At 75.1% G+C, this 25,177-nt stretch carries 25 protein-coding genes; 12 read left to right on the plus strand and 13 right to left on the minus strand.

Annotated features, from left to right (window positions below; translation table 11 throughout):
• Window positions 1–130 precede the first annotated feature (130 nt).
• The 3 genes from ACF053_RS25200 to ACF053_RS25210 form a co-directional block, all read right to left on the minus strand.
• Window positions 131–775, minus strand: a complete 645-nt coding sequence (locus ACF053_RS25200) for a DUF305 domain-containing protein (RefSeq protein ID WP_391956042.1) — start codon at window positions 773–775, stop codon at window positions 131–133.
• A gap of 122 nt (window positions 776–897) precedes the next feature.
• On the minus strand, window positions 898–1,302 hold the full coding sequence (locus tag ACF053_RS25205; RefSeq protein WP_391956043.1) for a DUF6153 family protein: 405 nt from the start codon (window positions 1,300–1,302) through the stop codon (window positions 898–900).
• Between the two features lie 174 nt (window positions 1,303–1,476).
• Window positions 1,477–1,920, minus strand: a complete 444-nt coding sequence (locus ACF053_RS25210) for an NUDIX hydrolase (protein WP_391956044.1) — start codon at window positions 1,918–1,920, stop codon at window positions 1,477–1,479.
• 447 nt (window positions 1,921–2,367) lie between these two features.
• Between ACF053_RS25210 and ACF053_RS25215 the strand changes: the two genes are divergently transcribed.
• Window positions 2,368–2,820, plus strand: a complete 453-nt coding sequence (locus tag ACF053_RS25215; RefSeq protein ID WP_391956045.1) for a VOC family protein — start codon at window positions 2,368–2,370, stop codon at window positions 2,818–2,820.
• 149 nt (window positions 2,821–2,969) lie between these two features.
• Here ACF053_RS25215 and ACF053_RS25220 read toward each other — a convergent pair whose 3' ends face one another.
• Both ACF053_RS25220 and ACF053_RS25225 read right to left on the minus strand, forming a co-directional pair.
• Window positions 2,970–3,446 (minus strand): hypothetical protein, encoded by a 477-nt coding sequence (locus ACF053_RS25220; protein ID WP_391956046.1) that lies wholly within the window; start codon window positions 3,444–3,446, stop codon window positions 2,970–2,972.
• A gap of 158 nt (window positions 3,447–3,604) precedes the next feature.
• On the minus strand, window positions 3,605–4,741 hold the full coding sequence (locus ACF053_RS25225; protein WP_391956047.1) for an alkene reductase: 1,137 nt from the start codon (window positions 4,739–4,741) through the stop codon (window positions 3,605–3,607).
• 69 nt (window positions 4,742–4,810) lie between these two features.
• Here ACF053_RS25225 and ACF053_RS25230 point away from each other — a divergent pair, with 69 nt between their 5' ends.
• Window positions 4,811–5,236, plus strand: coding sequence for a MerR family transcriptional regulator (locus tag ACF053_RS25230; RefSeq protein WP_391956048.1), 426 nt, complete (start codon window positions 4,811–4,813; stop codon window positions 5,234–5,236).
• Between the two features lie 36 nt (window positions 5,237–5,272).
• Here the strand turns inward: ACF053_RS25230 and ACF053_RS25235 are convergent, their stop codons facing one another.
• Window positions 5,273–5,899, minus strand: a complete 627-nt coding sequence (locus ACF053_RS25235; protein ID WP_391956049.1) for a tryptophan 2,3-dioxygenase family protein — start codon at window positions 5,897–5,899, stop codon at window positions 5,273–5,275.
• Between the two features lie 312 nt (window positions 5,900–6,211).
• Here ACF053_RS25235 and ACF053_RS25240 point away from each other — a divergent pair, with 312 nt between their 5' ends.
• On the plus strand, window positions 6,212–6,730 hold the full coding sequence (locus tag ACF053_RS25240; RefSeq protein WP_391956050.1) for a GNAT family N-acetyltransferase: 519 nt from the start codon (window positions 6,212–6,214) through the stop codon (window positions 6,728–6,730).
• A gap of 166 nt (window positions 6,731–6,896) precedes the next feature.
• Here the strand turns inward: ACF053_RS25240 and ACF053_RS25245 are convergent, their stop codons facing one another.
• The 3 genes from ACF053_RS25245 to ACF053_RS25255 form a co-directional block, all read right to left on the minus strand.
• A complete protein-coding gene (locus tag ACF053_RS25245) occupies window positions 6,897–7,406 on the minus strand; it encodes a hypothetical protein (RefSeq protein ID WP_391956051.1) in 510 nt (169 codons plus the stop codon).
• On the minus strand, window positions 7,403–8,155 hold the full coding sequence (locus ACF053_RS25250; RefSeq protein WP_391956052.1) for an alpha/beta fold hydrolase: 753 nt from the start codon (window positions 8,153–8,155) through the stop codon (window positions 7,403–7,405). Before ACF053_RS25250 ends, ACF053_RS25245 begins: the two co-directional genes overlap by 4 nt.
• A 676-nt stretch (window positions 8,156–8,831) precedes the next feature.
• Window positions 8,832–9,548, minus strand: a complete 717-nt coding sequence (locus tag ACF053_RS25255; protein ID WP_391956053.1) for a TetR/AcrR family transcriptional regulator — start codon at window positions 9,546–9,548, stop codon at window positions 8,832–8,834.
• Window positions 9,549–9,686: 138 nt separating this feature from the next.
• Between ACF053_RS25255 and ACF053_RS25260 the strand changes: the two genes are divergently transcribed.
• From ACF053_RS25260 to ACF053_RS25270, 3 genes are all read left to right on the plus strand, one after another.
• Window positions 9,687–10,223, plus strand: coding sequence for a PH domain-containing protein (locus tag ACF053_RS25260; RefSeq protein WP_391956054.1), 537 nt, complete (start codon window positions 9,687–9,689; stop codon window positions 10,221–10,223).
• A complete protein-coding gene (locus ACF053_RS25265) occupies window positions 10,220–11,938 on the plus strand; it encodes a PH domain-containing protein (RefSeq protein WP_391956055.1) in 1,719 nt (572 codons plus the stop codon). The genes ACF053_RS25260 and ACF053_RS25265 overlap by 4 nt, the downstream gene beginning before the upstream one ends.
• A 230-nt stretch (window positions 11,939–12,168) precedes the next feature.
• A complete protein-coding gene (locus ACF053_RS25270) occupies window positions 12,169–13,239 on the plus strand; it encodes a hypothetical protein (RefSeq protein ID WP_391956056.1) in 1,071 nt (356 codons plus the stop codon).
• 483 nt (window positions 13,240–13,722) lie between these two features.
• Here ACF053_RS25270 and ACF053_RS25275 read toward each other — a convergent pair whose 3' ends face one another.
• Window positions 13,723–14,751: a hypothetical protein gene (locus ACF053_RS25275; protein WP_391956225.1), complete on the minus strand. Its 1,029-nt coding sequence runs from the start codon at window positions 14,749–14,751 to the stop codon at window positions 13,723–13,725.
• Window positions 14,752–15,277: 526 nt separating this feature from the next.
• On the opposite strand from ACF053_RS25275, the gene ACF053_RS25280 reads away from it, so the two are divergent.
• From ACF053_RS25280 to ACF053_RS25295, 4 genes are all read left to right on the plus strand, one after another.
• On the plus strand, window positions 15,278–15,493 hold the full coding sequence (locus tag ACF053_RS25280) for a hypothetical protein (protein ID WP_391956057.1): 216 nt from the start codon (window positions 15,278–15,280) through the stop codon (window positions 15,491–15,493).
• Window positions 15,494–15,716: 223 nt separating this feature from the next.
• Window positions 15,717–18,191, plus strand: a complete 2,475-nt coding sequence (locus tag ACF053_RS25285) for an aminotransferase class III-fold pyridoxal phosphate-dependent enzyme (RefSeq protein ID WP_391956058.1) — start codon at window positions 15,717–15,719, stop codon at window positions 18,189–18,191.
• Window position 18,192: 1 nt separating this feature from the next.
• The gene (locus tag ACF053_RS25290) at window positions 18,193–19,620 is read left to right on the plus strand and encodes an aldehyde dehydrogenase family protein (RefSeq protein ID WP_391956059.1); all 1,428 of its coding nucleotides are present in this window, start codon (window positions 18,193–18,195) and stop codon (window positions 19,618–19,620) included.
• Window positions 19,621–20,106: 486 nt separating this feature from the next.
• Window positions 20,107–20,340 carry a helix-turn-helix domain-containing protein gene (locus ACF053_RS25295; protein WP_391956060.1) on the plus strand — a complete coding sequence of 78 codons (234 nt, stop codon included), beginning with the start codon at window positions 20,107–20,109 and terminating at the stop codon, window positions 20,338–20,340.
• A 115-nt stretch (window positions 20,341–20,455) separates the two neighbouring features.
• Here the strand turns inward: ACF053_RS25295 and ACF053_RS25300 are convergent, their stop codons facing one another.
• Window positions 20,456–21,322, minus strand: a complete 867-nt coding sequence (locus tag ACF053_RS25300; protein WP_391956061.1) for an AraC family transcriptional regulator — start codon at window positions 21,320–21,322, stop codon at window positions 20,456–20,458.
• 430 nt (window positions 21,323–21,752) lie between these two features.
• Here ACF053_RS25300 and ACF053_RS25305 point away from each other — a divergent pair, with 430 nt between their 5' ends.
• Window positions 21,753–22,001 carry a hypothetical protein gene (locus ACF053_RS25305; protein WP_391956062.1) on the plus strand — a complete coding sequence of 83 codons (249 nt, stop codon included), beginning with the start codon at window positions 21,753–21,755 and terminating at the stop codon, window positions 21,999–22,001.
• A gap of 37 nt (window positions 22,002–22,038) precedes the next feature.
• Here ACF053_RS25305 and ACF053_RS25310 read toward each other — a convergent pair whose 3' ends face one another.
• Together ACF053_RS25310 and ACF053_RS25315 are read right to left on the minus strand one after the other, a co-directional pair.
• On the minus strand, window positions 22,039–22,884 hold the full coding sequence (locus ACF053_RS25310) for a PaaX family transcriptional regulator C-terminal domain-containing protein (protein ID WP_391956226.1): 846 nt from the start codon (window positions 22,882–22,884) through the stop codon (window positions 22,039–22,041).
• 35 nt (window positions 22,885–22,919) lie between these two features.
• Window positions 22,920–23,561, minus strand: a complete 642-nt coding sequence (locus ACF053_RS25315) for a GNAT family N-acetyltransferase (RefSeq protein ID WP_391956063.1) — start codon at window positions 23,559–23,561, stop codon at window positions 22,920–22,922.
• Window positions 23,562–23,704: 143 nt separating this feature from the next.
• On the opposite strand from ACF053_RS25315, the gene ACF053_RS25320 reads away from it, so the two are divergent.
• Window positions 23,705–24,751 (plus strand): alpha/beta hydrolase family protein, encoded by a 1,047-nt coding sequence (locus ACF053_RS25320; RefSeq protein ID WP_391956064.1) that lies wholly within the window; start codon window positions 23,705–23,707, stop codon window positions 24,749–24,751.
• Window positions 24,752–25,177: the final 426 nt, after the last annotated feature.

Below are 25,177 nucleotides of genomic sequence, written 5' to 3' on the forward strand. Positions count from 1 at the left end.
GTTGCGGCCCGGGGGGGGGGGGGCCCCCCCCGCCCCCGGGCCGCCGCGGGGCGGGCCCCCCCCCCCCCCCCCGGCCCCCGGGGGGGGGGGCCGCCCCCCGCCCCCGCCCCCCCCCCCCGGCTCGCTCCGCTCAGTCGCGGGCCAGCAGCCTCTTCATCTCCGCGATCTCGGCGCTCTGCGAGGCCGCGATCGCGTCGGCCATCTTCGTGGCCGCCGGGTACGCGCCCCGCTCCCGCTCGGCCTTGGCCATGGTCACGGCCCCCTCGTGGTGCCTGATCATCATCTCCAGGAAGGCGGTGTCGAAGGCCTTGCCCGAGGACTTGCCCAGCGCGGCCATGTCCTCGGCGCTCATCATGCCCTCCATGCCCGCGTGGTGGGAGTGGTCCGCGGCGCCCTCGGCGGGGACCTTCTCGCCCCAGGACACGAGCCACTCGGAGAGCGTCCTGATCTCCGGGTCCTGCGCCTTCTCGATGTCCTCGGCGAGCTTCCTCACCTCGGGAGACGCGGCCCTCGACGGCGCCAGGTCCGCCATCTGCACCGCCTGCCGGTGGTGGGGGATCATGCCCTGGGCGAAGGCGACGTCCGCGGCGTTGTGCCGGTCCTGCGACGCCGGCCCGGACGCCGGGGCGGAGGAGGCCGACGAGGGGGTCGCGCCGTGACCGACGTGCCCGGTCGATCCGCTGCCGCTCCCGCCGCAGGCGGCGAGGGCGACCGCGGCCACGCCCGCGGTCAGGGCGGCGGCGGTACGGCGGTGGAGGGAACTCCTGCTGTTCATGGGTGCTGCTCCTTCACGCGCGGCGACGGGCGCCGCGCGGGGTGTCACGGATGGGAGACGTACGTACCGGGGCACGGCGCTCCACCGGCCGGTGCCGGGGGGCGCGCGTGCGGCGCGTCGGTCTATATCCGCAGGAGCTGCAGCTCGGACAGGTCGGGAGGGCCCCTGCCGCTCGCCGTGGAGGCCGGAAGGCCGTCCCCGGGCGCCAGGGCGGTGGGGACGGCCGCCACGGTGGCGGTGAGCGCGGGCGGCGTGTAGGCGGAGCCGGTACCGGCCGCCGCGCACGTCCCGTCGGCGTGGGCCGGGTGGCCCGCCCCACCGTCGGAGTGTGAGCAGTCACCGTCCAGTCGGGGCACCTCCGCCGCGGTGGCCGGCACCGCCTGGTGGCCGGTGTGCGCGGCCGCCACGGGCATCGATCCGGGCACCAGGCCGTGCATGCCCAGCACACCGGCCAGCACCGCGAGCACCAGCGACGACAGCAGGCACCCGACGGGGTGCCTGCTGGTCACGGTGCGCGCGCTCGCCATGGCGCCATCGTACGCGGGCGGTGAGGACGGACCGTGCCGGTGGCGGGGTCCCGGCCGGCGCGGTCGTCGACGGACCCGCCGACCCGGCTCGTCGTCCGGTTCGTCCGACTCGTCGAAGTCGTCGGACGTCGGGCGCGTACAGGGGGACCGGAGCGGCGGGAGCAGTCGCCGCCGTCACTCGTGGTGACCGGACCGGCTCCCGAGCATGCGGACGGCGTCGGCGGCCGCCGGCGACAGCGTCGACGTCCGCAGGTCCGCCAGCGGTACCCACACGGCCGCGTCGGTGGAGCCGTCGGTCTCGGTCACGACCGGTGCCCCGCGCGGGAGGTCGACGGCGTAGAAGAGCGCCGTGAGGTGCCAGCTCACCCCGTGCCGCCGCGCGCCGTAGCTCCGGGCGTCGGGCAGGCGGGCGGCGGAGAGCTCCAGGCCGGTCTCCTCCCGGAGTTCGCGGGCCAAGGCCTCCACGGGCTGCTCGCCCGGGTCGATGCCACCGCCCGGGAGGTGCCAGAGCCCGGGGGCGAACACCGGGGACGCGGCCGACAGGCGGGCGAGCAGCAACCGGTCGTCGTCCACGGCGATCGCGTACGCCGAGACCCGTGTCCGCACGTCCGTGTCCACTGTTCCCCGTCCTCCCCGCGCCGGACCGGCACCGCGCCGGCACCGTGCCGGCACCGCGCCGGCTCCGGCACCGTAACCCGGCCAAGATCGACCGTCAGGAGCCGAAGCGGAGGCGGGCGGCCTCGCCGCACGGGCCGGGCAGTGCCGTCCCGACGCCGCCACCGTCCCGAAGCCGCCACCGCCCCGAGGCCGCGACCGCCCCGGCCGGGGCCGGCGCTTCCTCCCGGGACGTGGCGGAACGGGCCGTCCACGTCCCGGACCGGGCGCCCGACGGATGCCCCTCCTGTCGGAGGCGCCGCCCGGACGACGGGGTCCGGCCGGGCGTCACACCGGCATCACCGGCCGCGCCGCTGCGGGTGCCGGACCACGGGGATGCGGGGCGGAGCCCTCGCGGGGGTCGGCCGGCCCGGGTTGCGCAGGGCCCCGGACGACACGTCAGATGGGCGCATGCCCTTGCACTGGAAGCTCGTCATCGACAGCACGAACGCGCCCGCCCTCGCCGACTTCTGGGCGGCGGCACTGGAGTACGAGGTGGAGGACCCCACTCCTCTGGTCGAGCAGCTGCTGGCCGCCGGCCACCTCCCGGAGGACGCGGTCGTCGAGCACCGCGGCCGCAGGACCTTCCGCGGGTACGCCGCGATCCGTCACCCCGAGGACCCCTACGACGCGACCAGCGGGGTCGGCCACGGCCGGCGACTCCTCTTCCAGGACGTGCCCGAGCGCAAGTCCGGCAAGAACCGTCTGCACCTGGACGTCCACGGCGGGCCCGGCGGCCTCGACGACCTGGTGACGAGGTTGGAGACCCTGGGGGCGACCCGGGTCCGCGAGGTGGACAAGGGGCCCGCCGGACACTGGTGGGTGATGCAGGACCCGGAGGGCAACGAGTTCTGCGCGACCTGACCCCGGGACCCCGGCGCGCTGACCCGGTCACCGTGCGGTGCACGGCCCGGGGGCGTCCCCCCCCGGTGGCCGGGGTACCTTCCGGCGTGACCGCGACCGGCGGCGCGTCCCGCCCGCCCGGCGTCGGGGGTCTCGGCGGACGTATCCGGTCAGGCCCAGGCGTTGAAGAGCACTCCGCCCAGCGTGTCCACGCCGTAGCAGCGCACCTGCCGCCGTTCCGCCTTGGTCAGCACCGACGTGTCCACGTCCGAGAGGGGCGTGGCCAGCCGTTCGCACGTGAGGAGGACGAGACCCGCGTCGGAGAAGGCCCGGGCCCACGCGGGTGGGCTCACGAACTGGTCCGTGTACCAGTTCCGGCGGGTCTCGGCGAAGGCCACCCACGGGTGGTGGGCGTGGCACAGGACGATCCACTCGTCCCCGCCCCCGGTGATCACCGCGGTGTGGAACGTGACCGGGTAGGTCTGCTCCTCGACCTCGTCCACGGTGCCTCCGGCGGCGCGGGCGGCGGCGTGGAGTGCGGTGCGGAAGGCGCGGAGGCCGGTCCGGGGGAGCGGGCCGTCCTCCGGGCGGAAGAAGCCGGTCGCTCCTCGCGGCAGGGCGAAGCCCGCCCCCTCGTCATGGCGCATGCGTCCATCCTGCCCGAGCGGCGCGGCGGGTCGCGTGGCGGTCACCGCCGTCTTGCTCACCGGCCTGCCGTCTCCTGCGCCCGGCCGCCGCTTCCCGACCGGTCCGCCACCTTCCGGACCGGCCCGCCGGCTTCCTCACCTGCTCACCGGCTCACCCATCACCCGCTCACCGGCTCCGGGGACGGGCTGCCGGCGTGGTCGGCCAGGAAGGGGTAGTCGGTGTACCCGGTCTCCCCTCCCGTGTACATCTGGTACGCCTCGCGCACCGGATTGAGCGGAGCGCCGAGGCGTATCCGCTCGACCAGGTCGGGGTTGGCGATGAACGCGCGGCCGAGGGCGATCAGGTCCGCGCCGGCAGCCAGCAGCCGTTCGCCCGCGCGCCGGCCGCCGTCGGCGGGGAGCGGCGTTCCCCACCCGAGGGCCGGGTTGGCGATCAGCGTGCCCGGCCAGCCGTCGCGGAGCGTGCGGAAGAGGGGCTGGTCCGGATCGGCGGCCACGACGTGCAGGTAGAGCGGTCCGCTGTCCGCCAGGGCTTCGACGAGCGCCGGGTAGACGCTGTCGGTGTCGTCCTCCCGTACGCCGTTCACGGTGTTGCCGGGGGAGACGCGCAGTCCGACCCGCTCCGGTCCGATCGCGTCGGCGACGGCCCGCACCACCTCGACGACGAAGCGGATCCGGTGGGCCACCGGGCCGCCGTACGCGTCGCCGCGCCGGTTGGTGTTCCCGGCCAGGAACTGGTGCAGGAGGTGCCCGTTGGCGGCGTGCACCTCGACGCCCTCGAATCCGGCGTCGACGGCGTTGCGGGCGGCCGACGCGAAGTCGGCGACGGTGGAACGGATGTCCCGGGTCGTCATCTCGCGCGGCACGACGGCGGGCCGGAGCCCGGAGGGCGTGTGGAGGGTCTCCGGCAGCGGCACGGGGGAGGGGGCGAGGGGAGTGAGGCCGCTGGTCTCCGGGTGCCCGACCCGGCCCCCGTGCTGGAGCTGCAGGAACATCCGGCCGCCCGCCGCCCGCACGGCCCGTGTGACCCGCCGCCACCCGTCGACGTGCGCCTGGCTGTGTATCGCCGGGATGTTCGGGTACGTCTGCCCGACGGCGTTCGGCGTCGCGGCCTCGGCGATGATCAGCCCGGCGGAGGCGCGCTGTGCGTAGTAGGTGGCCATGAGCGGCTGCGGGACGCCGTCCGCCCCCGCGCGGTTGCGGGTCAGGGGCGCCATCACGAGACGGTTCGGCAGGTGGAGCGGGCCGAGGCGGGCGGGTTCGAGGAGCTGCGGGATGCGGGGTGTCTGCGTCATGCCGGTACCGTAGGAACTGACACCGGTGTCAGGTTCAAGTGCCCGTCGGGCGGCGGGGGGGGGCGGGAAATGAGGATCGGTGAACTGGCCCGGCGCAGCGGGGTGAGCGAGCGCTCCCTGCGCTACTACGAGCAGCAGGGGCTCCTGCGGAGCGAGCGGACCCCGGGCGGGCACCGGGAGTTCGGCGCGTGGGCCGTCGACCGCGTCGTCCGGATCCAGGCACTGTACGCGGCGGGCCTGAACAGCAGGAAGATCGCGCAGTTGCTCCCCTGCATGCGCGACGCGGACGGCGGACCCAACGCGTCCGCCACCTCGCGCCTGGTCGGCGAGCTGCTCGCCGAACGCGAGCGGATCGACCGCACGATGACCGACCTGGCCCTCACGCGCGGCATCCTGGACGAGGTCATCGAGGCGGCGTCCGGTGACCGGGGCGCGGGTGACCGGGGGGCCGGTGACCGGGGCGCCGCAGCGGACCGCGGGGCCCAGGCGTCCTGAGCCTTCCTCCCGCCTCCACCGCTCCCCGGCCGTCCGTCAGACCGGGGGCCGGTGCGGCGGCAGGTGGATCCGGGAACGCAGGTACTCCAGCCCCGTGGTGCCTCCCGTGCCGGCCCCGTCGCCGATCATGCGTTCCACCATCAAGAGGTGTCTGACGCGCCAGCGGGTGACCGCGTTGTGCAGGGCCCGCCAGGACGGGGCCGGTTCCTCCTGCTCCTCGCCGCGGACGGGTGGCGTGCCGGCCCCGCCCCCGGTGTCCCTCGTACGCCCGAAGTGGGCCCTGCCGTGTTCGTCGACCAGGTCGAACAACGCGGCGAACTGGGGTGACTGCGACCCGCTCGCCTCCTCCAGGAGCGGACGGAAGGCGCCGAAGCCGGCCGGATCCAGGTGGTCGAGCAGGATGAGGTGCTGGTCCAGGGCCTCGACCAGGGCCGTCACGCGCCGCAGCGACGTACAGGCCGGTCGCACCCGACCCGCCTCGGTGTGCTCCAGGGCGGTGCCGAGGTCCACCAGCGCCTGGCCGACGAGCAGCTCGGCCGACTGGTGGACGACGATGAAGAGACGCTCGTCCGGCCAGCGCGCCGTGTCGTCCCGCGGGGTCCGAGGCCGCTGGAGGGACAGCAGCGAGGGAAGGCGCAGATAGCGCTCGTAGGGTGTTTCCACATCGCGCTCCGTCGCAGTTTCGTCCGGGAGTGGGGGGAGGGGGAGGCGGTCGGGGCCTCCTGGCACTGTTACCGGAAGCGGGGCGGAAATCACCTCCGGGCCTGCCGGCGCTGCACCGACCGGTGGAACGCGCCCCCTCCGCGCTGCCGCGCGCGACGCGACGGGCCCCCGCGCCGTGCGGACTGCGACGGGCCCCCGCGCCGTGCGGACTGCGACGGGCCCCCGCGCCGTGCGGGAGGACGACGCGCCCCAATCCCGCCGCGGGGAAATCCGGGGGTGCGGGGCCTGCCCGTTGGCGTACCGTTCCCGGCCATGACCGTGCTGCGTGGCGCCTTCGTCGTCCTCCGCCCCACCGTCCGCGAGGACATCCCCGCCCTGGCGGCCATCCGGGCGACACCCGAGGTGCGCGCCCGGTGGAGGGGCGGGGACGACCTGGGGGCGGAGATGGCGCGGGAGTTCGACGACCCCGACAACCGGTGGCTGACCGTCGAGCACCGGGACCGCACCGTCGGCATGATCCAGTGGTACGCCGAGGAGGAGCCGGACTACCGGCACGCCGGCATCGACCTCTTCCTCGACCCCGCCGCGCACGGCAGGGGGCTGGGCACCGACGCCGTACGGACCCTCGCCCGCCATCTCGTCGACGTCCACGGCCACCACCGGCTCGTCATCGACCCGGCGGCCGACAACGCCGCGGCGATCCGCTGCTACACCAAGGTCGGCTTCCGGCCGGTGGGAGTCATGCGGCAGTACGAACGCGGCGCCGACGGCACCTGGCACGACGGGCTGCTGATGGACCTCCTGGCGGCGGAGCTCGTCCGCCGTCCCTGACCGGCACCGGAGGCGCCCCCGGCGGGCGCCGCTCCTCCGGCGTGCTGTCCGCCGTCCCGCGCGGCGTCCGACCTCCGGCGCGGCGTCCGGTCTCCGGCGCGCGTCCGCCGTCCCGCCGGTGCCCGCCGTACCTTCCTGGCCCGGCGCCGCGCACCGCCCCTCGCCGTCAGCCGTCGTCCCGGTGCCGCGCCGCCGAGGCGCCGCGGTCCCGCGTGACCGCCAGGACGCCGCCCGCGACGGCGATCACCGCGATGGCCAGGGCGATGCTGACACCGCCCTCGGTGTCCCAGTACACGTCCTCCAGGCTGATCAGCAGCGCGGCCTCGTCCACCACCAGCGCCAGGCCGACCCCGTAGGCCAGGCCCATCCACGCGCGTGCCCGGGCGGAGCGCTGGACCAGGCCCGCCACACCGACGGCCGCGAGCAGCAGGATGCCCCACACATAGTGGTGGAGGTGGACCCCGCCGGCCTGGACGTCACCCACGCCGGCCACGTCGATGTGGATGAGCCAGGTGAGCAGACGCATCCCGCCGAAGGTGAGGGCGAACCCCCACCAGGCCAGCACCAGTCCGCGCCGCTCCGGGGAGACACCGGGCAGGACGCGCAGCCACGGCGAGGGCCTGCCGCCGTCCTCCTCGGACCGGGGCGTGCGGGTGGTGGTCTTCGACGGCTTCACGCGCGTCCTCCTGTCACGAACGTCCTGATCAGCGCGGCCATGGCGTCCGGCGCGCTGTAGTGGGCCGCGTGCGCGGCGTTCCGCACCTCGGCGAGGTGCCCGTCGACGACCGTGCGCGCCACCCGCCGCACCCAGGCGCCGGAGGCGAGCGGGTCGCGCGCACCCCGTACCACGAGCGTCGGCGCCCGGACCCGTGCGAGGTTCCCCTCGAACGACGTGGCCGCGTCCCGCAGGGCGTGGCGGAACGACGCGGCGAAGCGCAGGGGGCCCGTCAGCAGGTAGTCGGCCGTCGCCACGGCGAGCAGCGGGAGCGGCTCGCGGGGCGCGTCCGCGAGGAGCCGCCCCGCCTGGCGCCAGCCGGACGCCCCCGGTTCGAGCGCGGGGCCGACCATCACCGCCCGGTCCACCCGGCGGGGGTGGCGGGCGGCGAAGGCCGCGACGACCTGACAGCCGACCGAGTTGGCGACGAACGTGCACGGCCCCAGGGACAGCCCCCGGTGCCAGTCGCCGACCGCCTCGGCGAGCGCACCGACGTCCGGCATGCGGCGCACGGCGGACCGCGACCGTGCGTTGCCCGGCAAGTCCGGTACGAGCACGCTCGCCCCGCCCGCCGCCAACCGCCGAGCGAGCGGCACGAAGTACCGGCCGGACAGCCCGAGCCCGTGCACGAGCACCACGACCGGAACGTCGTCGCGCGGCGGGGGCCCGAACCTGCGGGTGAAGAGGCCGGGGGTCGTCGTCTGTCCCATGCGACCACCATCGCGTCCGGGGAGGCCGGAGGCGGGGAGGTGCCGTGTGTCGTCCATGGTGTCCCACCTGCCCCGACGGACCGCCCACCATCACCCGCCTCGGCCCCGCCCGCAGCAGCCGCTCCGGCGTACCGGCCCGCGCAGCCGTCGCGGTGCCCGCGCCCTCGCCGCCACCGCCGTTGCGAACTCGCACCCGCCGCGCCGGACGCGGTCTACCCCCTGCGGACCCGTCGACGCCGTGGACGGGCCCGGGAGCGTGCGGCGGAGGGCGTACGCCCCTGCTGTCCGCCCGGCCAGGGCGGACAGCCCGCGCGGACGCCAAAGCCCGCATGGACGCCAGAGCCCGCGCGGACGCCGGAGCCCGGGGCGCAGAGACCTTTCCGAGGGGGTGATGGTCCACGGAGGTGGGGAAGCGGATCCGGTGCCACGCACCCCGGGCCCGTCCACGGGGCCACACCACGGAGCCCGCGGCTGGCGCCGGCCCACAAGGCGGCCGACCTGACCGGTCTCTCCTCCCACGGCCCCCGCCTCCCGCCGCTCGGAGGGCTCCGGCGGCTCGGAGGGTTCCGGCGACGCCGGCTCCCGCACTGTCGGGGGTAGCGCCCGGGGGCCGCCTCGTGCCGGCCGGGGCGCGGGGGAGCGGCGGCCCGTGTGTTCGGCGGCGCGGGGGAGTGGCTCAGCGGGCGCCGCCGAAGATCCGCTCCAGATGCGCGTCCAGCCGTGCCAGCGCCTCGTCGCCGGTCTGGACACCGAGCAGGGTGTACGCGGTCAGGCCGTCGACGAGGCTGATGAGCAGCATCGCCTCGGTGTGCGGGTCGAGCGCACGGTCCGCCGCCAGCTCGCCGCGCTCCCCGGCGCTGCGCAGGAGGTCGGCGAAGAACCCGGCCAGCTTGGGGATGCCCTCCCGGGCCTCCTCGCGCAGCCGCTCGTCGTGGACCGCGCGGGCGAAGTAGGCCGCGCCGACCAGCGTGCCCACCCGGCTCTCCTCGTCCAGCGGCAGCATTCCCGTCAAGCACTCCCGCAGGACGACCCTCGGTGGCGGTCCCTGGGCCCCGCCCCTCGATGGGCCGTGAGCCCCACCCTGCCCGCCCCCTTCCTGCTCCAAGCCCTCGCCCGGCTCCCGGTCCCGTGCTCCGCCCGGCTCCTGGACCGCCGCGAGCGCGCCGAGGCGTGCGCGGATCCGCCCTTCCGCGAGGGAGTTGATGTGGCGCAGGGCGAAGAGCAGCATCTCGTCCTTCGTCCGGAAGTAGTGCTGGAGCCTGCCCAGCGAGATGTCGGCCTCCGCCGCGACGTCACGCAGGCTCACCCCGTCGAGGCCGCGCGTACCCGCGATGCGCCAGAGCGCCTCCGCGATCTCCAGGCGCCTGGCCTCGTGGTCCACCTTCTTCGGCACCGGACGTCCTCATCTCCTCCGTGCGGCAGGCCGGTTCCCCGGCCGGGGTCCCTCCGGGCCCGCCGCGTTGGCAAGTCACTTGTACCGTTGTAACGTATCGCTATCCAATACAGTTGACTTGGAAAGTGGGTCACCGTCATGTCTCTTCCTGCCGTGCCCGGCCTGAGGCCGCCCCGCCACCGGGTCGATCCCCGATCCCGCCGTTGGTGGGCGGCCCAGGCGCTGGTGACGGTGAGCGGCCCCATGCTGCTGACCGCCCTCCTCGTCGGCGTGCTCTGCGCGCTGTTCTTCGCCGGGTCCCTGCCCTGGCTCGCCCCGTTGCTGGTGATCTCCCTCGTCGTCCCCGCACTCGGCTACCTGCTCCTCATGCCGCGCCGCCGGTACGCGACGCACGCCTGGGAACTGGGCAGGCACGCCGTCTACGGAGCCGGCGGCTGGATGTGGCAGTGGTGCCGCGTCGCCCCGCTCGGTCAGGTGCAGACCGTCGACACGGTCCGCGGCCCCCTCCAGCGGCGCTACGGCCTGGCGACGCTCACCGTCACCACCGCCTCCACCGCGGGTGACATCAGGATCGCGGGGCTGCCGGACGCGCTGGCCGAGGAGCTGGCGCGGACGATCGGACGGGCCGCGCACACCGCCCGTACCGCTTCCGCCACCCCGGAGGGCGCCGCGTGAGCCGTCAGGGCGAAGCCTGGCGGCGGCCCGCCGCCCGTACCCTGCTCGTCCACTGCGGCTGGCTCGTCCCGCCGCTCGGACCGCTCGCCCTCACCCTGCTCGCCACGGGCGGCCGCGTCCCCGTCGGCGCGCGCATCACCCTGGCCGCCCTCGTCGTCTCCTTCGCCGCCGTCACCACCGCCGGCCTGATGGCCTGGTCGCGCACCCGGTACCGGCTCACCACCGACGCGTTCACCCTGCACAGCGGGGTGTTCAGCCGGCAGCGCCGCACCCTCCCGCTCGACCGGATCCGCAACGTCGACCTCACCGCGCCCCCGTTGCACCGCCTGCTGGGGCTCACCGTCGTACGGGCCGGAACGACCGCCTCCGGCGGGGAACGCGGCGGCATCACCCTGAACGCCGTCACGGTTCACGAGGGGCACCGGCTCCGGGTCGCCCTCCTCGCCCGCGCCGCCACCGGCCCCCGCGCCGCCACCGGCCCCCGCGCCGCCACCGGCCCCCGCGCCGCCACCGGCCCCCGCGCCGCCACCGGCCCCCGCGCCGCCACCGGCCCGGGCGCCCGGGCCCTCACCGAAGACCCCGTACTCAGCCGCCTCGACTGGCGGTGGCTGCGGTACGCGCCGCTCACCTTCTGGGTGTTCGGCGGCGTGGGCGTCGCGGTGGGCACGGCGTACCGGATCCTCGACGGCGTCGGGATCGACCCGTGGCGGGCGCGGTACGTCCAGGAGGCGTTCGACGCGCTCGGCGCCCGCGCCCTGTGGCTGACCGTGCCCGCGGTCCTCGTCGCGGTGACCGCCCTGGGTTGCCTCGGTGCCGTCGTCGTCTACGCGGAGAACTGGTGGGGGTACCGCGCCGCCTGGACCGACACCGACACGCTCACGGTACGGCGCGGCCTGCTGACCACCCGCTCGGTCGCACTCGAACGCGGGAGGCTGCACGGCGTGCTGCTCCGCGAACCCCTCCTGCTGCGGGCCGCCGGCGGCGCGAGCGTGACGGCCGTCGCGGCCGGGCTCGGCGACAAGGAGGAGGCCCATGCGCGCGGTGCCCTGCTCCCACCGGCGCCGCGTGCCGAGGCCGCACGCGTCACCGCCGGAGCACTCGGTGTCCCCGCACCACCGTGGGACTCCGTCACGCTGACCCCCCACCCACGCGCCGCGCTGCGCCGGCGGAGGGCCCGCGGCCTGCTGTACGCCGTCCTGCCGGCGACTGCCGTACTCCTCACCCTCGGACTGTTCGTGACGCCCGTCTTCCTCCACGCGGCGTGGCTCTACGCCCTGCTCGCGACGGCGGCGACCCTGCTGCTGGCCCGCGACGCGTACCGGAGCCTCGGCCACTCCCTGCACGGGCCGCACCTCCTGGCCCGTTCCGGCACGTTCCACCGGGACACCGTCGCCCTGGACCGCGCGGGGATCGCCGCCTGGACGTTCTCCACCTCGCCCTCCGGCCGCCGCGCGGGCCTGGTCACGCTCACGGCGGCGGTGGCGGCGGGGGAACACGCGTACCGCGTCCGCGACATGGCCGCCACCGACGCCGTCCCCCTCGCCACGGCAGCCCGCCCGGGCATCCTGGAGGAGTTCCTCGTCCAGGACGCCCCCGGCACGCGCCCGCGAGTCGGATGGACGCGGCGCACGCCTGGCAGGCGGCCCGCCTCGTGGCGAGTGGTTGCTCCGGCGTTCGGCAAGACGGTCTTCTCGGCCGGAGTGTCCCGCTCCTGACGGTACGTCGGATCGGGTACGGGCCCGTCGACCCGGCGGCGCCGGTGCGCGTCGCCGGGCGATTCGCCTGCCGCGTGCGCGTCCGCCGGGGTGTGGGGGAGTGGGGGAGGGGAAGGCGGAGCCGGGAGCGGGGCGGGTCCGGAGGGGTTTTGCGCTGGTATGCAGCCAAAAACCCATTCCGTGATCTTCGTCCTACTTGACGGTAGCTTTCGGGGATAGCGTCCTGTCCCATGATCAAAACCAAGGGGACATCAGCACGGACGACGGTCCGGGCGACGGCCGTGGCCGGCGCGGTCCTGGGTCTCGCCGCGGCCCTGGTGCCCGGCCAGGGCACGGCGCACGCGCAGACGGCACAGGCCCGGCGGATCGTGGTCGACAGCCGTACCGACGCGCCCGACGCGACGCGCTCCGACGGCAGGTGCCTGTCGACCAGGGGTGGTTGCACGCTGCGCGCGGCGATCATGGAGGCCAACGCGCACCCGGGCTCGACGGTCGTGCTCCCGGCAGGCCGGTACGACCTCGCCATCCCGCCCCTCCTCGGGCGGGCCTTCACCGACTACACCCTGGCCGACACGGCACACGGGAACCTGAAGGTCTTCGCGCCCACCACGATCACCGGGGCCGGAGCGGGCAGGACGGTCATCGACGGGCACGGCGTCGACCGGGTGTTCACCGTGATGCGGCCGTCGACGATCTCGGACCTCACCATCACCGGGGGCCGGTCGGAACCCACGGCGTCCCTCTACAACTACTACGGCGGCGGCGCCGTGCTGAACTCGTCCGACCTGACGATGGAGCGCGTCCACCTCACCCGGAACACCGGGAGGATCGGCGGCGCGGTCCAGAACATCCCGCTGAGCTCCTTCACCCTGCGAGACAGCCTCGTGGACCACAACGAGGCCGGCGAGGCCGGCGGCATCCGGTTCGACTCGGCGGGGCTGGTCGAACGGTCCACGATCACCGGCAACCGCGTCGTCGACCCGCACGACCCCACCCGCCCCGGTGAGCTGGCCGGTTACGGCGGCGGCATCGACGTGCGGGGCATCCGGGACGTCACCCTCGTGGACACCAAGGTGACCGGCAACCACGCCGACAAGGGCGGCGGCGGCATCAACATCACCCTCGCCTACGTGCCCGCCCCGCCCGTGCCCGTCGGCCCCGGCAGTGTCCGGCTGAAGAACAGCACCGTCACCGGCAACACCAGCCTGGCGGGCCCGGACGACTGCCGTGCCGTACTCGCCCGGTTCGCCGACCTCGGTGGCAACGCGGTCTCCGACGACGGCTGCGGCGTCAGCCGGTGAGCCGTCGGGCCGGCCCGCGATCCGTGACCGCGGACCGGCCAGAGGCAGCCGGAATCGGGGCGACGTGACCGGACCGGACCGGGGCCGACGCGACCTGACCGCGCCGACCCGGCCGGGCCGAGGTGACCCGACTGCGCCGACCGTACCGGGCCGATGTGGTCCGACTGGGCCGACGTGACCTGCCGTGCTCGTGGCGGCAGCGGCCGGCGTTGGGGGGCCGGGGCGTACTGCCGGGTCGGCGTACTCGCGGGTCGGCGTACTGCCGGGCGCGTCCGGAGCCGGGCGGGCCGGCGCCGTCAGCCGTCATCCCCGCACCGGCCGTGCCCCTGCCGCCCGGCGCCCGCCGGCCCGGCGCCCCACCCGGCCGTCCTCCCCCCCCGCCGCCCGGCGGCCACCGGCCCGGCGCCCCGCCGCCGCGGGCGGCCGGGCGGACGGGCCGCCTACCGGGCCCGCGTCCCCCTGGCGCGGGCCTCGCGCGGAGGGTTACGCGGTCTCCTCGACGAACCCCTCGTCCGGGAAGCCCTCCTCGGGGAAGTCGCTCCCGGTGGGCCCTTCCGCGCCCATCCCCGGACCGGCGAAGAGGTTCTCCACCAGCTCCTCGATGTCCAGTTCCGTGGCGCCGGTCGGGGCGGTGGGCTTGACGCCCTCGCTCATCCGCACCACGAGGCCGAGCTTCTTGACCTTGGCGTTCTCGGCGAGCTTGGCGAGGTCGACGCGGACCTCGGTCAGCTCACCGTTCTTCAGCGTGAAGTCCGCCGTCACCTTGGTGTTCGGGGCGTCCTTCAGGTCCTTGTCCGTCGGCAGTTCCACACCCGGCGGGAGGTCCTTCGCCAGCGGGCGGATCTCGCCGATCATCTCGGTGATCAGCGTGCGGAAGGGGGCCGTGGCGGTGATGCGCTCGGTGCCGCCCTCGCCTCCGGCCGTCGTGAAGTCGACCTCGCGCGCGACGACGTCGCGCAGGGCCTGCACGAGCTTCTTCTGCGTCGCGGCGTCGAGGCTGGGCTCCGGCGAGGGCTTCGCGCCGGGCTCCCCGCCCTTCTCGGCCGCGAGCTCCTGCATCTTCTTGTTGTCGATCTTCACCCACTCGCCCTCGAGCACCTTCTTGAGCGCGCCGGCCTCCGGGGGCAGGTCCGCCGCCTTCGGCAGGGGGCTGCCCATGGCCTTGCCGAGGGTGTCCACGTCGGAACGGACGTAGGTGTGGTCGCCGACGACCCGGTACTCCAGCAGGTCCCCGTCCGGGGTGCTGACCTTCATGGCCATGCCGTCGAAGTCCTTGTCGCCGGCCTCGCCGAACGGCTTCTTCGACTGCACGGTGACGCTGATCTTCGCCCCGCGGAGCAGCTCCACCGCCTCGTCCGGGATCTCGTCGCCGGGCTCGGGGTCCGACGTGTCGTCCAGCGCCTTCAGTGACGCCGCGTCGGTGTCCAGGGACAGCTCGAAGGAGAGCGACTTCTCCTTGTCGAGCTTCTCGAAGGCCCGGTCGAGCTTCTGTCCCGCGGACAGCTGCTCCACCGTGCCGCACGCGGCCGAACCGGCGAGGACGGCGCCGACGACTGCGGTGGCCGTGAGGGTCTTGCGTATGGCGGTGATGGTGGTCTCCTCGTTGATGTGATCGGTCCGTAGACTCGCGCCCCCCGCAAAAGGTTGCCCTGTTCCTGCCAAGGCGGAGGGAGAGTGACGGGCCGAGGACGTCGCCCGCACATCCTGGGCCCCAACGGCGGTGACCGCACCGGAATTTCCCGCGGCCCCGGCCGGAGCGCACCCCGGGACGCCGTCCTGCGGAGCGCGCCCGCACCGGCTCCGCGCCGCGCGCTCCCACGGAAGGGTGGCGGTCGCCGGGCGGCCTCCCCGTCGCGCCGCCGCGCTGTGAGACTGGAGGGGGCCGGACGGGTGTGACCGGCGGCGACCGATCGGAGGACGGACGTGAACTGTCAGCGGTGCGGGGCGCAGGCGTTACAGCAGGGTCCGCGGTGGACGTGCTCGCAGGGCTGCGGCTGGTCGAGCGTGACCCCGCCGCCGGGGGGAGGATCGGGCGGCGATGACCAGTAGGTGGGAGCCGGAGCGTGAGGCGGCCGGGGCCCGGCCGACCACGCCGGAGATCACGACGACGATGTGCAAGGCGTGCGGGTCGCAGGTGTCCGGGCTCAACGGCCGGTACGCGTGCGGGGTGTGCGGCTGGGTCAACAACTGGGCCGAGGGCCACACGCGCCTCCCGACGGCCGACGAGGACCCGAACGCGCCGTCGCCCCCCTGACCGGCGCCGGAATCGGTGATTTCCGCCGGCGTGCGGAATTCACCGCCGATCGCCGCGCCGGAGTCTTCGGGAGATCCGGTGCGGCACCGGGGAATCCACCCGTCCGTATTCCGTCGGGAACCGCTTCACTTGAACAGCGTTTCCCTTCCTTCCCCCGCGCACTAGCATCCACGCGGAGAACGCCTGGAATGGAACTTCGGCCGATTCCCGATGTGAGGATGCGATGACGGGACCACTGGTAGAAGCAGACGCCCTGGTCAAGAAGGACCGATCCCGGTTGATCCACCCGCACCTGCCCGGTGACGTCACCGATCGCATCGTGATGGTGGCGGGTTCCGGTTGTCGCTTACGCGACGCGCACGGCCGCGAGTACCTGGACGCCACCGGCGGACTCATGCTCGCGCACGTGGGCCACGGACGGCGCGAGATGATCGAGGCCGCGGCCGGGCAGATGGGGAAACTGGAATACTTCAGCAGCTTCCACGAGTTCACCAACGAACCCTCGATCAAACTGGCCGACCGCCTCATCGATCTGGCGCCGTCCCCGATGGAGCGCGTGTACTTCACCAGCGGCGGTGCGGAATCCGTCGACGCCGCGCTGCGCATGGCCCGCCTCTACCACCACCGGCGCGGCGAACCGGAACGCACCTGGGTCCTCGCCCGGAACTTCGGGTACCACGGAATCACCTACGGCGGTGGTGCGGCGACCGGAATGCCGATGTTCCACCAGGGTTTCGGACCCATGCTGCCCGACGTCCGGCACCTGACGCCCCCGATGCCCTTCCACCCCGAGATGTACGGCGGGGAGGACCCCACCGAATTCTGCCTGCGCGAGCTGCGGGAGACCATCGAGGAGATCGGCGCCCACCGCATCGCCGTCATGATCGGCGAGCCGATCCTCGGCGTCGCCGGCGTCATCGAACCGCCGGACGACTACTGGCCGCGGGTCCGCGAACTCCTCGCCGAGCACGGGATCCTCCTCATCCTCGACGAGGTCATCACGGCGTTCGGCAGGACCGGGCACTGGTTCGCCGCCGAACGGATGGGCGTCACACCGGACTTCATCGTCACCGCCAAGGGGCTGACCTCCGGCTACTTCCCGATGGGCGCCCTGCTCGTCGCCGACCACGTCGTCGACGTCGTCACCCGCGACGAGGGGTTCATCGGCGGCTACACCTACAGCGGCCACGCGACGGGCTGCGCGGTCGCCCTGGAGAACCTCGACATCATGGAACGGGAGGGCCTCCTCGGGGCCGCCGTGAAGGTCGGCGACCACCTCGGCACCCAGCTGCGCCGCCTGGAGGAGCTGCCCACCGTCGGCCAGGTACGGCAGGTCGGCCTCATGATCGGCATCGAACTGGCCCAGGACCCGGCCACCGGGGAACCGCTGTCCGCCGACTGGGTACCGCCCCTGGTCCGGGAGCGCAGCGGCATCATCATCCGCAACAACCCGAACACCGTCCTGCTGAGCCCGCCGCTGGTGATGGGGCTCGACGAGGCCGACCAGGTCGCGGCCGCGGTCACCGACGCCCTCACCGAGCACGCCACCAAGGCCGCCCGCACGCGCGCGGCCGGGGGCGGGGCCGGCCGGGCCTCCGCGCCGACCCGTGAGCCGTCGGTGCTCGACGCGCCCTGGGAACGGCCGCCGTCGATGCCGGACCTGCTGGCCGCCGCCATGGAGTGGCACTTCGACCCGAGGACGGGCTCCCGGTTCTGGCTGGAGCGCGCCAAGAGCCTCGACTTCGACCCCCGCAAGGACGTCCGCACCGAAGCCGACCTGGCGCTGTTCCCGAACGTCGTCGACGAGCTGCGCGACGTCCGCGCCGAGGACCTCGTGCCGCGCGGGTACGGGGACGAGCCGATCCCGCTGGACGTCTTCGAGAGCGGCGGCACGACCGGCGCGCCCAAGCGCGTCGCCTGGCTGCCCGACCTGCACGAGCAGCTGAACGCGTGGCACTGCGGCGTCCTGGACGAGCGCGGCGTCCCCCGCGGGGTCAACTGGCTGACGATCGGCCCGAGCGGACCGCACATGTTCGGCCCCATGGGCCGGACCCTGGCGCACCGCCGCGGCGGCCACCCCCTCACCGTCGACCTGGACCCGCGCTGGGTGAAGAAGTGCGTCGCCGAAGGCCGCCACGACGACACCAAGAGGTACCTGGAGCACGTCCTCGACCAGGTCCGGTGGATCCTGCGGAGCCAGGACGTCGGTGTCGTCTTCACCACTCCGCCCCTCCTGGAGGCCGTCGCGGGCGACGAGGAGCTGGCCGACCTCGTCAACCGGAAGGTCCGCACCCTCATCTGGGGCGGTGCCTCCATGGACGTCGACACCCGCGGCCTGTTCCGCACGGAGGTGTTCCCCGAGGCGCAGCTGCTCGGCTTCTACGGCAGCACCATGGTGGGCTGCGGCATGTACGAGCGGGCGGGGCTCGCCGAGGACGAGCCGTCGACGTTCGACCCGCCGTACCCGTTCGTCAGCATGCGGGTCGTCGACCCGGACACCGGCGAGACCGTGCCGTACGGCGAGCGCGGCCAGGTCGTCATGCACCACGTCAGTCGCAGCATGCTCATACCGAACAACCTCGAACGGGACACCGCGATCCGCAGGCCCCCGGCCGCGGGGTTCGGCGGGGACGCGGTCGCCGACATCAAGCCGGTCCCGACGTTCGACGGCAGCACCGTCATCGAGGGGGTGTACTGACGTGCCCGGCTCTCCGGCAGTCGTCCACCTCGACGCCCTCGGCCCCGGCGGGCCCTACCGGGCGCAGGCGCGGGAGGTCGTCACCGACGTCACCGGCCGCCCGGTCGCCGAGCTGAGCATGGTGCCGCGGCTGTACGTGCGGCGCGGTCTGACCGCCCTGAAGCGGGCCCGCACGCTCCCCACCGACGAGCGGACGGCGGCACTGGCCGAGGCCGGCCGGTTGTTCGCCACCGCCACCCTCGGCGGTCTGACCGTCGACGCGTACGAGCACGCCGTCGCCCGCGTGAGCGGCCTGCCCGTCGCGATGGTGCGGGAAGCCACCCGAGAGACCGCTGCCGGCCTGGCCGGCGCGTACGGCTCCGCCGGCCAGGCCCGACCGCGCGGCAGCCGCGACACGACGAACGGGGCCGGCACGGCGGCGTGGATCCGCCGCGCCGACGTCCTCGGCGTCGTCACCGCGGGCAACCACCCCGGGATCCACGTGCAGTGGGCGGAGGCGCTGGCACTGGGCTACCGCGTCGCCGTACGCCCCTCCCGCCGCGAACCGCTGACCGCGCACCGCCTGGTCACCGCCCTGCACGCGGCGGGCTTCGGCACGGACCACGTCGTCCTGCTGCCGACCGACCACGGCGTCGCCGACGACCTGGTCGACGGCGCCGACCTCGCCATGGTCTACGGCGGCGACGACGTCATCGCCAAGTACCGCGGCAGCACGACGGTGCTGCCGCACGGACCGGGGCGCGCCAAGATCCTGCTCACGGCCGACACCGACGTCACCCGGCACCTCGACACGATCGTCGACTCGATCAGCCGGCAGGCCGGCGCCGCGTGCGTGAACGCCACGGCCGTCTTCGTCGAGGGGGACCCCGCGCCGGTCGCCCGGGCCGTCGCCGAACGCCTCGCCGCCCTCCCCTCGCTGCCACCGGAGGACGACCGGGCGGTGCTGCCGGTCCGGCGGCTGGACGCCGCCCGGACCCTGGAGAAGTACGTGCGCTCCGAGGCCGTCGGTGCCCGGGCGTGGCTCGGCGGCGACACCATCGTCGACGAGCTCGGGGACGGCTCCGCGGTGCTGCGCCCGGCGGTGTTCCAGCTGGACCGCGCCGACGCGCCGCAGGCCCGCGCGGAGATGCCGTTCCCCTGCGTGTGGGTCGCGCCGTGGACCCGCGCCGACGGCGTGGCCCCGTTGCGCGACACGGTGGTGCTCACCGCCCTGACGTCCGACCCGGAGCTCGTGGGGGAGCTGCTCGCCGAGCCGACCATCCGTAGCCTCCACGTCGGCGACCACCCGACGCACGTGCTGGTCCCCGGGCTGCCGCACGACGGCTACCTGGGGGAGTTCCTGATGCGCAGCAAGACGTTCACGCCCGCCTCGGCGTCCACCGCGCCGGTGGCGTCCGCCGCGTCGGCGACACCGGGGGCGGGGCGGTAGCGCGGCCAGGTCCCCAGCGGAGCGCACCCCGGCCGGCGCCGGGCGTGGAGACCTCGACTCCACCCCCGGCGCCGGCCTCGGCGCGCCTCCTCCGGTGTGTTGGCCGGACGCAAGGTCACGGCCTCTGCGTCACCGTGGTCGCCGTGTCGCTGCCGCTCGCCCTCCTCGGCGGGGGCGTCCTGAGCGGGGCGGTCCTCGTCACGTGGGCGCTGCACCACGCCGGCTGGGGGAAGCCGAGCTGGTCCCCGCCCGCCGGAGGAGTGGCCCTGGCGCGTGCGGGACCGGGGGGCGCGGCACGGGCACCGCGACCGCCCCGGCTGCCGCCTGGCCGGCCGGCGCCCCGCGGAGGACCCCGTGCCCGCGCGTGCCGCCCGGCCCGGGCCCGCGCCGGCCACCGCCGCCACCCGGTGAACCCTCGCGGCGGCGCGGTGGGCCGGGTCGGAGCGTTCCCCGTGTGAACGCCGGCTCCGGGGGCAGGCGGGGAGAATGGCCGATCTGTCGCACGTCCTCCAAGCAGCGATGCGCCGCCGGCACCTCAGTGTGCAAGGGCTCGCGGACCGCACCGGTATCCGGACCCCGCGCATCAGGGTCTTCGTCCAGGACGGGGCCGAAGGGCCCGTCCACCCCACGGAGCAGGAGTTGCGCGAACTCGCCGACGCCCTCGACCTGCCCCTCGCGGAGATCCTCCCCGGCGCCCTCGCCGGCGCCCCCACCGGCTGACGCCGGCCCCGGGCCGTACCGCCGGCCGCTCCTGGCCGGTCCCGTGACCGCGGGACCGCTCACCCGCCACGCGGCGCGCGCGGTATGCCTCCGGCACGTGGACGCGCCGTGCGGTTCACCCCCGTTCCCGCTCCACGGGCAGCCACAGCTCGGCGTCGGCCTCCGCCCCGTCCGGCGACAGCCGGGTGCGCAGGATCTCCGGCCCGGGGCGGCTGCGGTACGGGTTCGAGGGGAACCACTGCGTGAACACGTCCCGCCACAGTTCCTGGATGGCGCCCGGTACCGGACCGGACGTGCCGAACACCGCCCAGGTGCCGGCGCGGACGGCCAGGGACGTCGTGCCCGCCGGAGCGGGCGCGGACGTGACGACCCCGTGGTGGTAGTCGAGCTCGGTGCCCTCGGCGCGGCTCGGGTCCAGATCGTCGCAGACCGCGACGACGCCCCGGGGCTCCTGGTCGGACAGCTCCTCCAGACGCTCCAGGGTGCGGGGCGCGAGACCGCGCACGAAGTCGATGATGGCCTGGTTGGGCCCCGCGTGCACCAGTGGCACCCGGGTCTTCAGGCCGACCACGGTGAACGCCGGCCGGTCCACCACCCGGTAACGCATGCTTCCGCTCCCCTCGACCGTGAGGCGGAAGGTCAACCGGGACTGGGAGACGAGCGCCGCACCGGTGCGCCGGGCCTCGCCGGGCCCCACGCCGTGCACGGCGCGGAACGCCCGCGCGAACGCCTCACCCGAGCCGTAGCCGTACCGCACCGCGATCTCCAGCAGCGACCCGCGCCCCGCCAGCACCTCGGCGCCCGCGACGGTCAGCCGCCGGCGCCGGACGTACTCCGACAGCGGCATGCCCGCGAGCGCGGAGAACATCCGGCGCAGGTGGTACTCCGACGTGGCCGCGACGCGCGCCAGGCCGGCCACGTCGATCGACTGGTCGAGGTGGCCCTCGATGTGGTCCATGACCTCGTTGAGCCGCTCCAGCACGCGCGCCCCCCTATCCTCCTCGTGCCCACCACGCCGGACGGCGCGCACCCGACCGGACCCGACACCCCGTGCCCGGTTCAGTCGGGTACCTGTGGCGGACCGTCCGACGCGGCGCGGGGGCCGTCCGCCCTCGGCCCCGCCGCGGTGGGGTGCCACCGGGCGCCTCCGCCCCTCGGGGGACCGGCCGACCGTCGTGGCATTCCGCCCTGGTGATCATACGAACGCGGCTCACCGCGGCGTTGCTGCCGTTCGCCCTGCCGGTCGCGGGGTTCACCGGCTGCACCCGGCCCGTCGGTCGCGTCCGCCTGCGACGACACGGCGGAGCGTGCCGAGCAGCTGCGTGCCGAGCCCTTCCTCGACGCCGTCCCGCGCGGCGCGGAGCCGGCGGGCCGCGACGCGGGATGCACCGACGAACGGCGGGGAGGCGTCCGTGTACGCCGACCGGTCGTACACGTTCTCCGGCTCGCGGGGCGAGGTGTACGACTTCTACCGGTCCGCCGCCGCCGCGAAGGGCTGGACGCCCTCGGAACCACCCGACTCGTGGGGCCGCCTGTGCTTCGCCCGGGAGGACCGGGGCGACCGGGTCCTGCTCCTCGTCTTCGCCACGGACCGCGGACCGAGGTCGGACTACGGCATCGTGGCGTCGGGTCCGCCGGGCGGCGCGGACACGCGCTGCTGAGCGGGACGAGGGGCGGCGCGGACCGGGCGACACCCCGTCAGCCCGTGGCCCGCGCCGCGGCTTCCCGGGTGATGTCGGCGTAGAGGCGGAAGAGGGCCGGGCGGGCCCCGCCGTGGTCGCGCCGGTACAGGGCCGCCCAGCACCGGGCGACGACCTCGCGGGCCCGGGCGCCGGGCCACGGCCGGGGAAGGAGCTCGGGCGGGAGCAGCGGGTCGGGTTCCATGGCCCGGGTGAGCTCGGCGGCCAGCTCGACCGCGATGGTCAGGAGCGCGGGCGGCGTGAGCTCGGCGGTGCCGGTGAGCCGGTCGAGGCGGGCCCGGGCGACGCCGTCGAGCCGGTGGTAGCGGTCGGCGACCTCCTCCAGGGGCCACAGGCTCCGCGCGAGCGCGGCGGGGTCCCGCGTGTCGCCCCTGCGCAGGTCCGCCGTGGTGAGGAGGGTGAGCGCGTCGTGGGCGCCCAGCCGGTGGGCGGCCTCCTCGACGTACGGCTCCCAGGCGTTGGCGCAGACGTACAGTCCGCCCTGGAGCGGGGCTCCGCCCAGGTGGACGAGCGTCTCCCGCAGGGCGTCCCGTGCGGCGCGCGCCGACTCCGGGACCGCGAAGGCGGCCAGGTGCCACACGCCGTCCCACGGCGCGAGCCCGGCGTCCTGCCGGAACGCGTGCCGGACGAAGTCCGCGCGGGGGGCGAGGGCGCGCGTGGTCTCCTCGGTCGCGTGCAGCGTCGCCCGGCGGCCCCGCCCCTCATGGGTGAACCGCCCCTCGGTGACGAGACGTTTGACGCACAGCCGCACCTGCTGGTCGCTCATGCCGAGGGTGGCGGCGACGGTGTACAGCTCGTCCGCGGCGACGGTGCCGTCCTCGCGTACCAGCGCGTGGACGAGCATGCGGGTGGGCACCTCGACGTGGTCGGTCCCGGCGCTCACAGCGCTCCCTCCTCTCTCACCGCGACGGCGCGGCGCATGGTGGTCACCGCGCCGAACCCGAGCAGCCCGCGCAGGTAGGGCGTCCGTTCGGTCCGCACGGCCCGGAATCCGCGCCGCTCGTACAGGGCCCGGGCGCGCGGGTTCGTGTCGATGACGTCCAGTCTGACCTCCCGGCAGCCGGACTCCGCCGCGACGGCTGCCACCTCCTCCAGGAGCAGTCCCCCGATCCCGCGGCCGCGCATGCCGGCGTCGACGGCGATGCCGTCCATGACGAGCTGCCCGGGTGCGGGACGGCGTTCGAAGAGCGCGAGCAGGGCGAGGCGGCGCAGTCCTCGGAGGTGTCCGTACGCGCGCAACACGTCGGAGGCCGAGCCCCCGGTGAGGGACCGGCCGTCGAGCTCGTAGCCGGCGAGGCCGACGAGCCGCCCGTCGACGAGCGCGCAGACCGCGCGGTCGGCGTTCAGGTGCGCGGCGAGGAAGGGCACCGCCTTCTCCGGCGGGTCGAGGGCGGGGCCCAGCTTGCGGCCGAAGGCCTCCCAGTAGAGGTCGGCCGCCCGCCGTTCCGCCCCCGCCGGAAGGCCCCGCCGGACCGTCACCGGTCCGGGGTCGGTGCCTGCCCCCGTCGCGTGCCCACCCATGTCCCGCTCCCTCCGCTCGACGAGCCACGAAACTATCACAAGGAGAACGACCGTGAGAGGGATGATAGTTTTGCGCCGTCGGGCAGCCCGAGCAGCCCGAGCAACCCGACCCAAGCCACCCCGAGCAGAGGCGGTCAGATCCCATGCGTCCCCCGACCCGGCCCTTACGGCGCGCACTCCGCGCCCTCACGTGGACACTCGTCGCGGTCCTGGCCATGGCCGCCGGGCCGACCGGTGTGGTGCTGTGGCAGCACTCCTACGCCATGGACGAGCAGCGGGTCTCGATCCGCCACGGCGGCCACACCCTCCACGGCGTACTGGCCACCCCCCGGGACGGCCGCACCCGACATGGCCTCGTCGTGTACCTGCACGGCGACGGCCCCCTCGACGCCACCCACGACGGCGGGTACCGACCCCTGTGGGAGGCGAACGCGCGAGCCGGGTACGCCTCCCTCTCCTGGGACAAACCCGGCGTCGACGGCGCACCCGGCAACTGGCTCCACCAGTCCATGGACGACCGCGCCGACGAGGCCGCCGCCGCGATCGCCTGGGCACGCGCCCGCCCGGACGTCGACGGCGCCCGGATCGGGCTCTGGGGTGCGAGCCAGGCGGGCTGGGTCCTGCCGAAGGTGGCCGCCAGGACACCCGTGAGCTTCGTGATCGCCGTCTCACCCGCGGTCGACTGGCTCCGCCAGGGCCGCTACCACCTGCTCGCCGAGCTGCGCGCCGAAGGGGCGCCCCCCGCCCGCGTCGAGGCCGAAGTCGCCAGGAGCGACGCCGTCCGCCGCCTGCTGCGACGCCGCGCGACCTTCGAGGAGTACACCGCGGCCGTGCACGGCGACACGCGCGGCATGACCGCCGACCGCTGGCGTTTCATCTCCCGGAACCACACCGCGGACGCCACCCGGGACCTCCACGCGCTGCGCGGCGTGCCGGTGCTCCTCACGCTGGCGGGCCACGACGTCAACGTCGACACCGCCGACACGGAACGCGTCTACCGCCGGATCCTGGATCCGGGCCGCGCGCTGACCGTCGAGCACTACCCCGACGCGACCCACGCCATGGTCAGGCACTCCGTCGAACGGTCGGAGCTCCGGACGGTGCTCACCGCGCTCTTCCGCCCGCGCGCGCTCTTCGCCGACCGGTTCCTGGAGGACCAGCGGCGGTTCCTGCAGGGGGGTCACGGATAGGGCGCCACCGGCCACGGGCCCCGGGCGGATCCGTGCCCGCCCCCGGTGGGCACAGCCGGGGCACGCGGAGGGGGGTGAGGTGTTCTGTGTCACCCCGAGTTCACCTTGCCGTCGGACTCACGTCACCGTCCGCCGGTCGTCAGGAGGGCTGCGGCCGGGAGCGGGGGCGTGCCGGCACGTTGCCAACGGGCCGTTGTCTCCCAGGCGTTGGGGCGCGGTGGCCGCGCCCGCCGTGCCTCGGTGGCCGGCCGTGCGCCGTCGGTGTCCGCCGTCCGTGGCCGCTCCGCGGCCGGTACGCGGAGCGGCACGCGACGGGGGCCCTGTGTAGCGTGCGGGGACGAAGTCGTTGTCCAGCGCACAACCGTTCGCGTGCACCGGCTGTCATACGGGTACAAGGCGCTGCCGGGAGGACCGACCGACTCCCCG

Origin of the sequence: Streptomyces kanasensis (assembly GCF_043077165.1) — a bacterium.
GTDB classification, from domain to species: Bacteria; Actinomycetota; Actinomycetes; order Streptomycetales; family Streptomycetaceae; genus Streptomyces; species Streptomyces changanensis.

Coding starts and splice junctions, on each gene's coding strand:
- ACF053_RS25310 (WP_391956226.1), bottom strand. CDS start 22,884: ATGCTCGTCCACGCGCTGGTACGCGAGGACGGCACCGTCGCCGCGGAC.
- ACF053_RS25280 (WP_391956057.1), top strand. CDS start 15,278: ATGACCAGTAGGTGGGAGCCGGAGCGTGAGGCGGCCGGGGCCCGGCCG.
- ACF053_RS25320 (WP_391956064.1), top strand. CDS start 23,705: ATGCGTCCCCCGACCCGGCCCTTACGGCGCGCACTCCGCGCCCTCACG.
- ACF053_RS25295 (WP_391956060.1), top strand. CDS start 20,107: ATGGCCGATCTGTCGCACGTCCTCCAAGCAGCGATGCGCCGCCGGCAC.
- ACF053_RS25200 (WP_391956042.1), bottom strand. CDS start 775: ATGAACAGCAGGAGTTCCCTCCACCGCCGTACCGCCGCCGCCCTGACC.
- ACF053_RS25260 (WP_391956054.1), top strand. CDS start 9,687: ATGTCTCTTCCTGCCGTGCCCGGCCTGAGGCCGCCCCGCCACCGGGTC.
- ACF053_RS25250 (WP_391956052.1), bottom strand. CDS start 8,155: ATGGGACAGACGACGACCCCCGGCCTCTTCACCCGCAGGTTCGGGCCC.
- ACF053_RS25230 (WP_391956048.1), top strand. CDS start 4,811: ATGAGGATCGGTGAACTGGCCCGGCGCAGCGGGGTGAGCGAGCGCTCC.
- ACF053_RS25285 (WP_391956058.1), top strand. CDS start 15,717: ATGACGGGACCACTGGTAGAAGCAGACGCCCTGGTCAAGAAGGACCGA.
- ACF053_RS25240 (WP_391956050.1), top strand. CDS start 6,212: ATGACCGTGCTGCGTGGCGCCTTCGTCGTCCTCCGCCCCACCGTCCGC.
- ACF053_RS25315 (WP_391956063.1), bottom strand. CDS start 23,561: ATGGGTGGGCACGCGACGGGGGCAGGCACCGACCCCGGACCGGTGACG.
- ACF053_RS25205 (WP_391956043.1), bottom strand. CDS start 1,302: ATGGCGAGCGCGCGCACCGTGACCAGCAGGCACCCCGTCGGGTGCCTG.
- ACF053_RS25270 (WP_391956056.1), top strand. CDS start 12,169: ATGATCAAAACCAAGGGGACATCAGCACGGACGACGGTCCGGGCGACG.
- ACF053_RS25225 (WP_391956047.1), bottom strand. CDS start 4,741: ATGACGCAGACACCCCGCATCCCGCAGCTCCTCGAACCCGCCCGCCTC.
- ACF053_RS25215 (WP_391956045.1), top strand. CDS start 2,368: ATGCCCTTGCACTGGAAGCTCGTCATCGACAGCACGAACGCGCCCGCC.
- ACF053_RS25220 (WP_391956046.1), bottom strand. CDS start 3,446: ATGCGCCATGACGAGGGGGCGGGCTTCGCCCTGCCGCGAGGAGCGACC.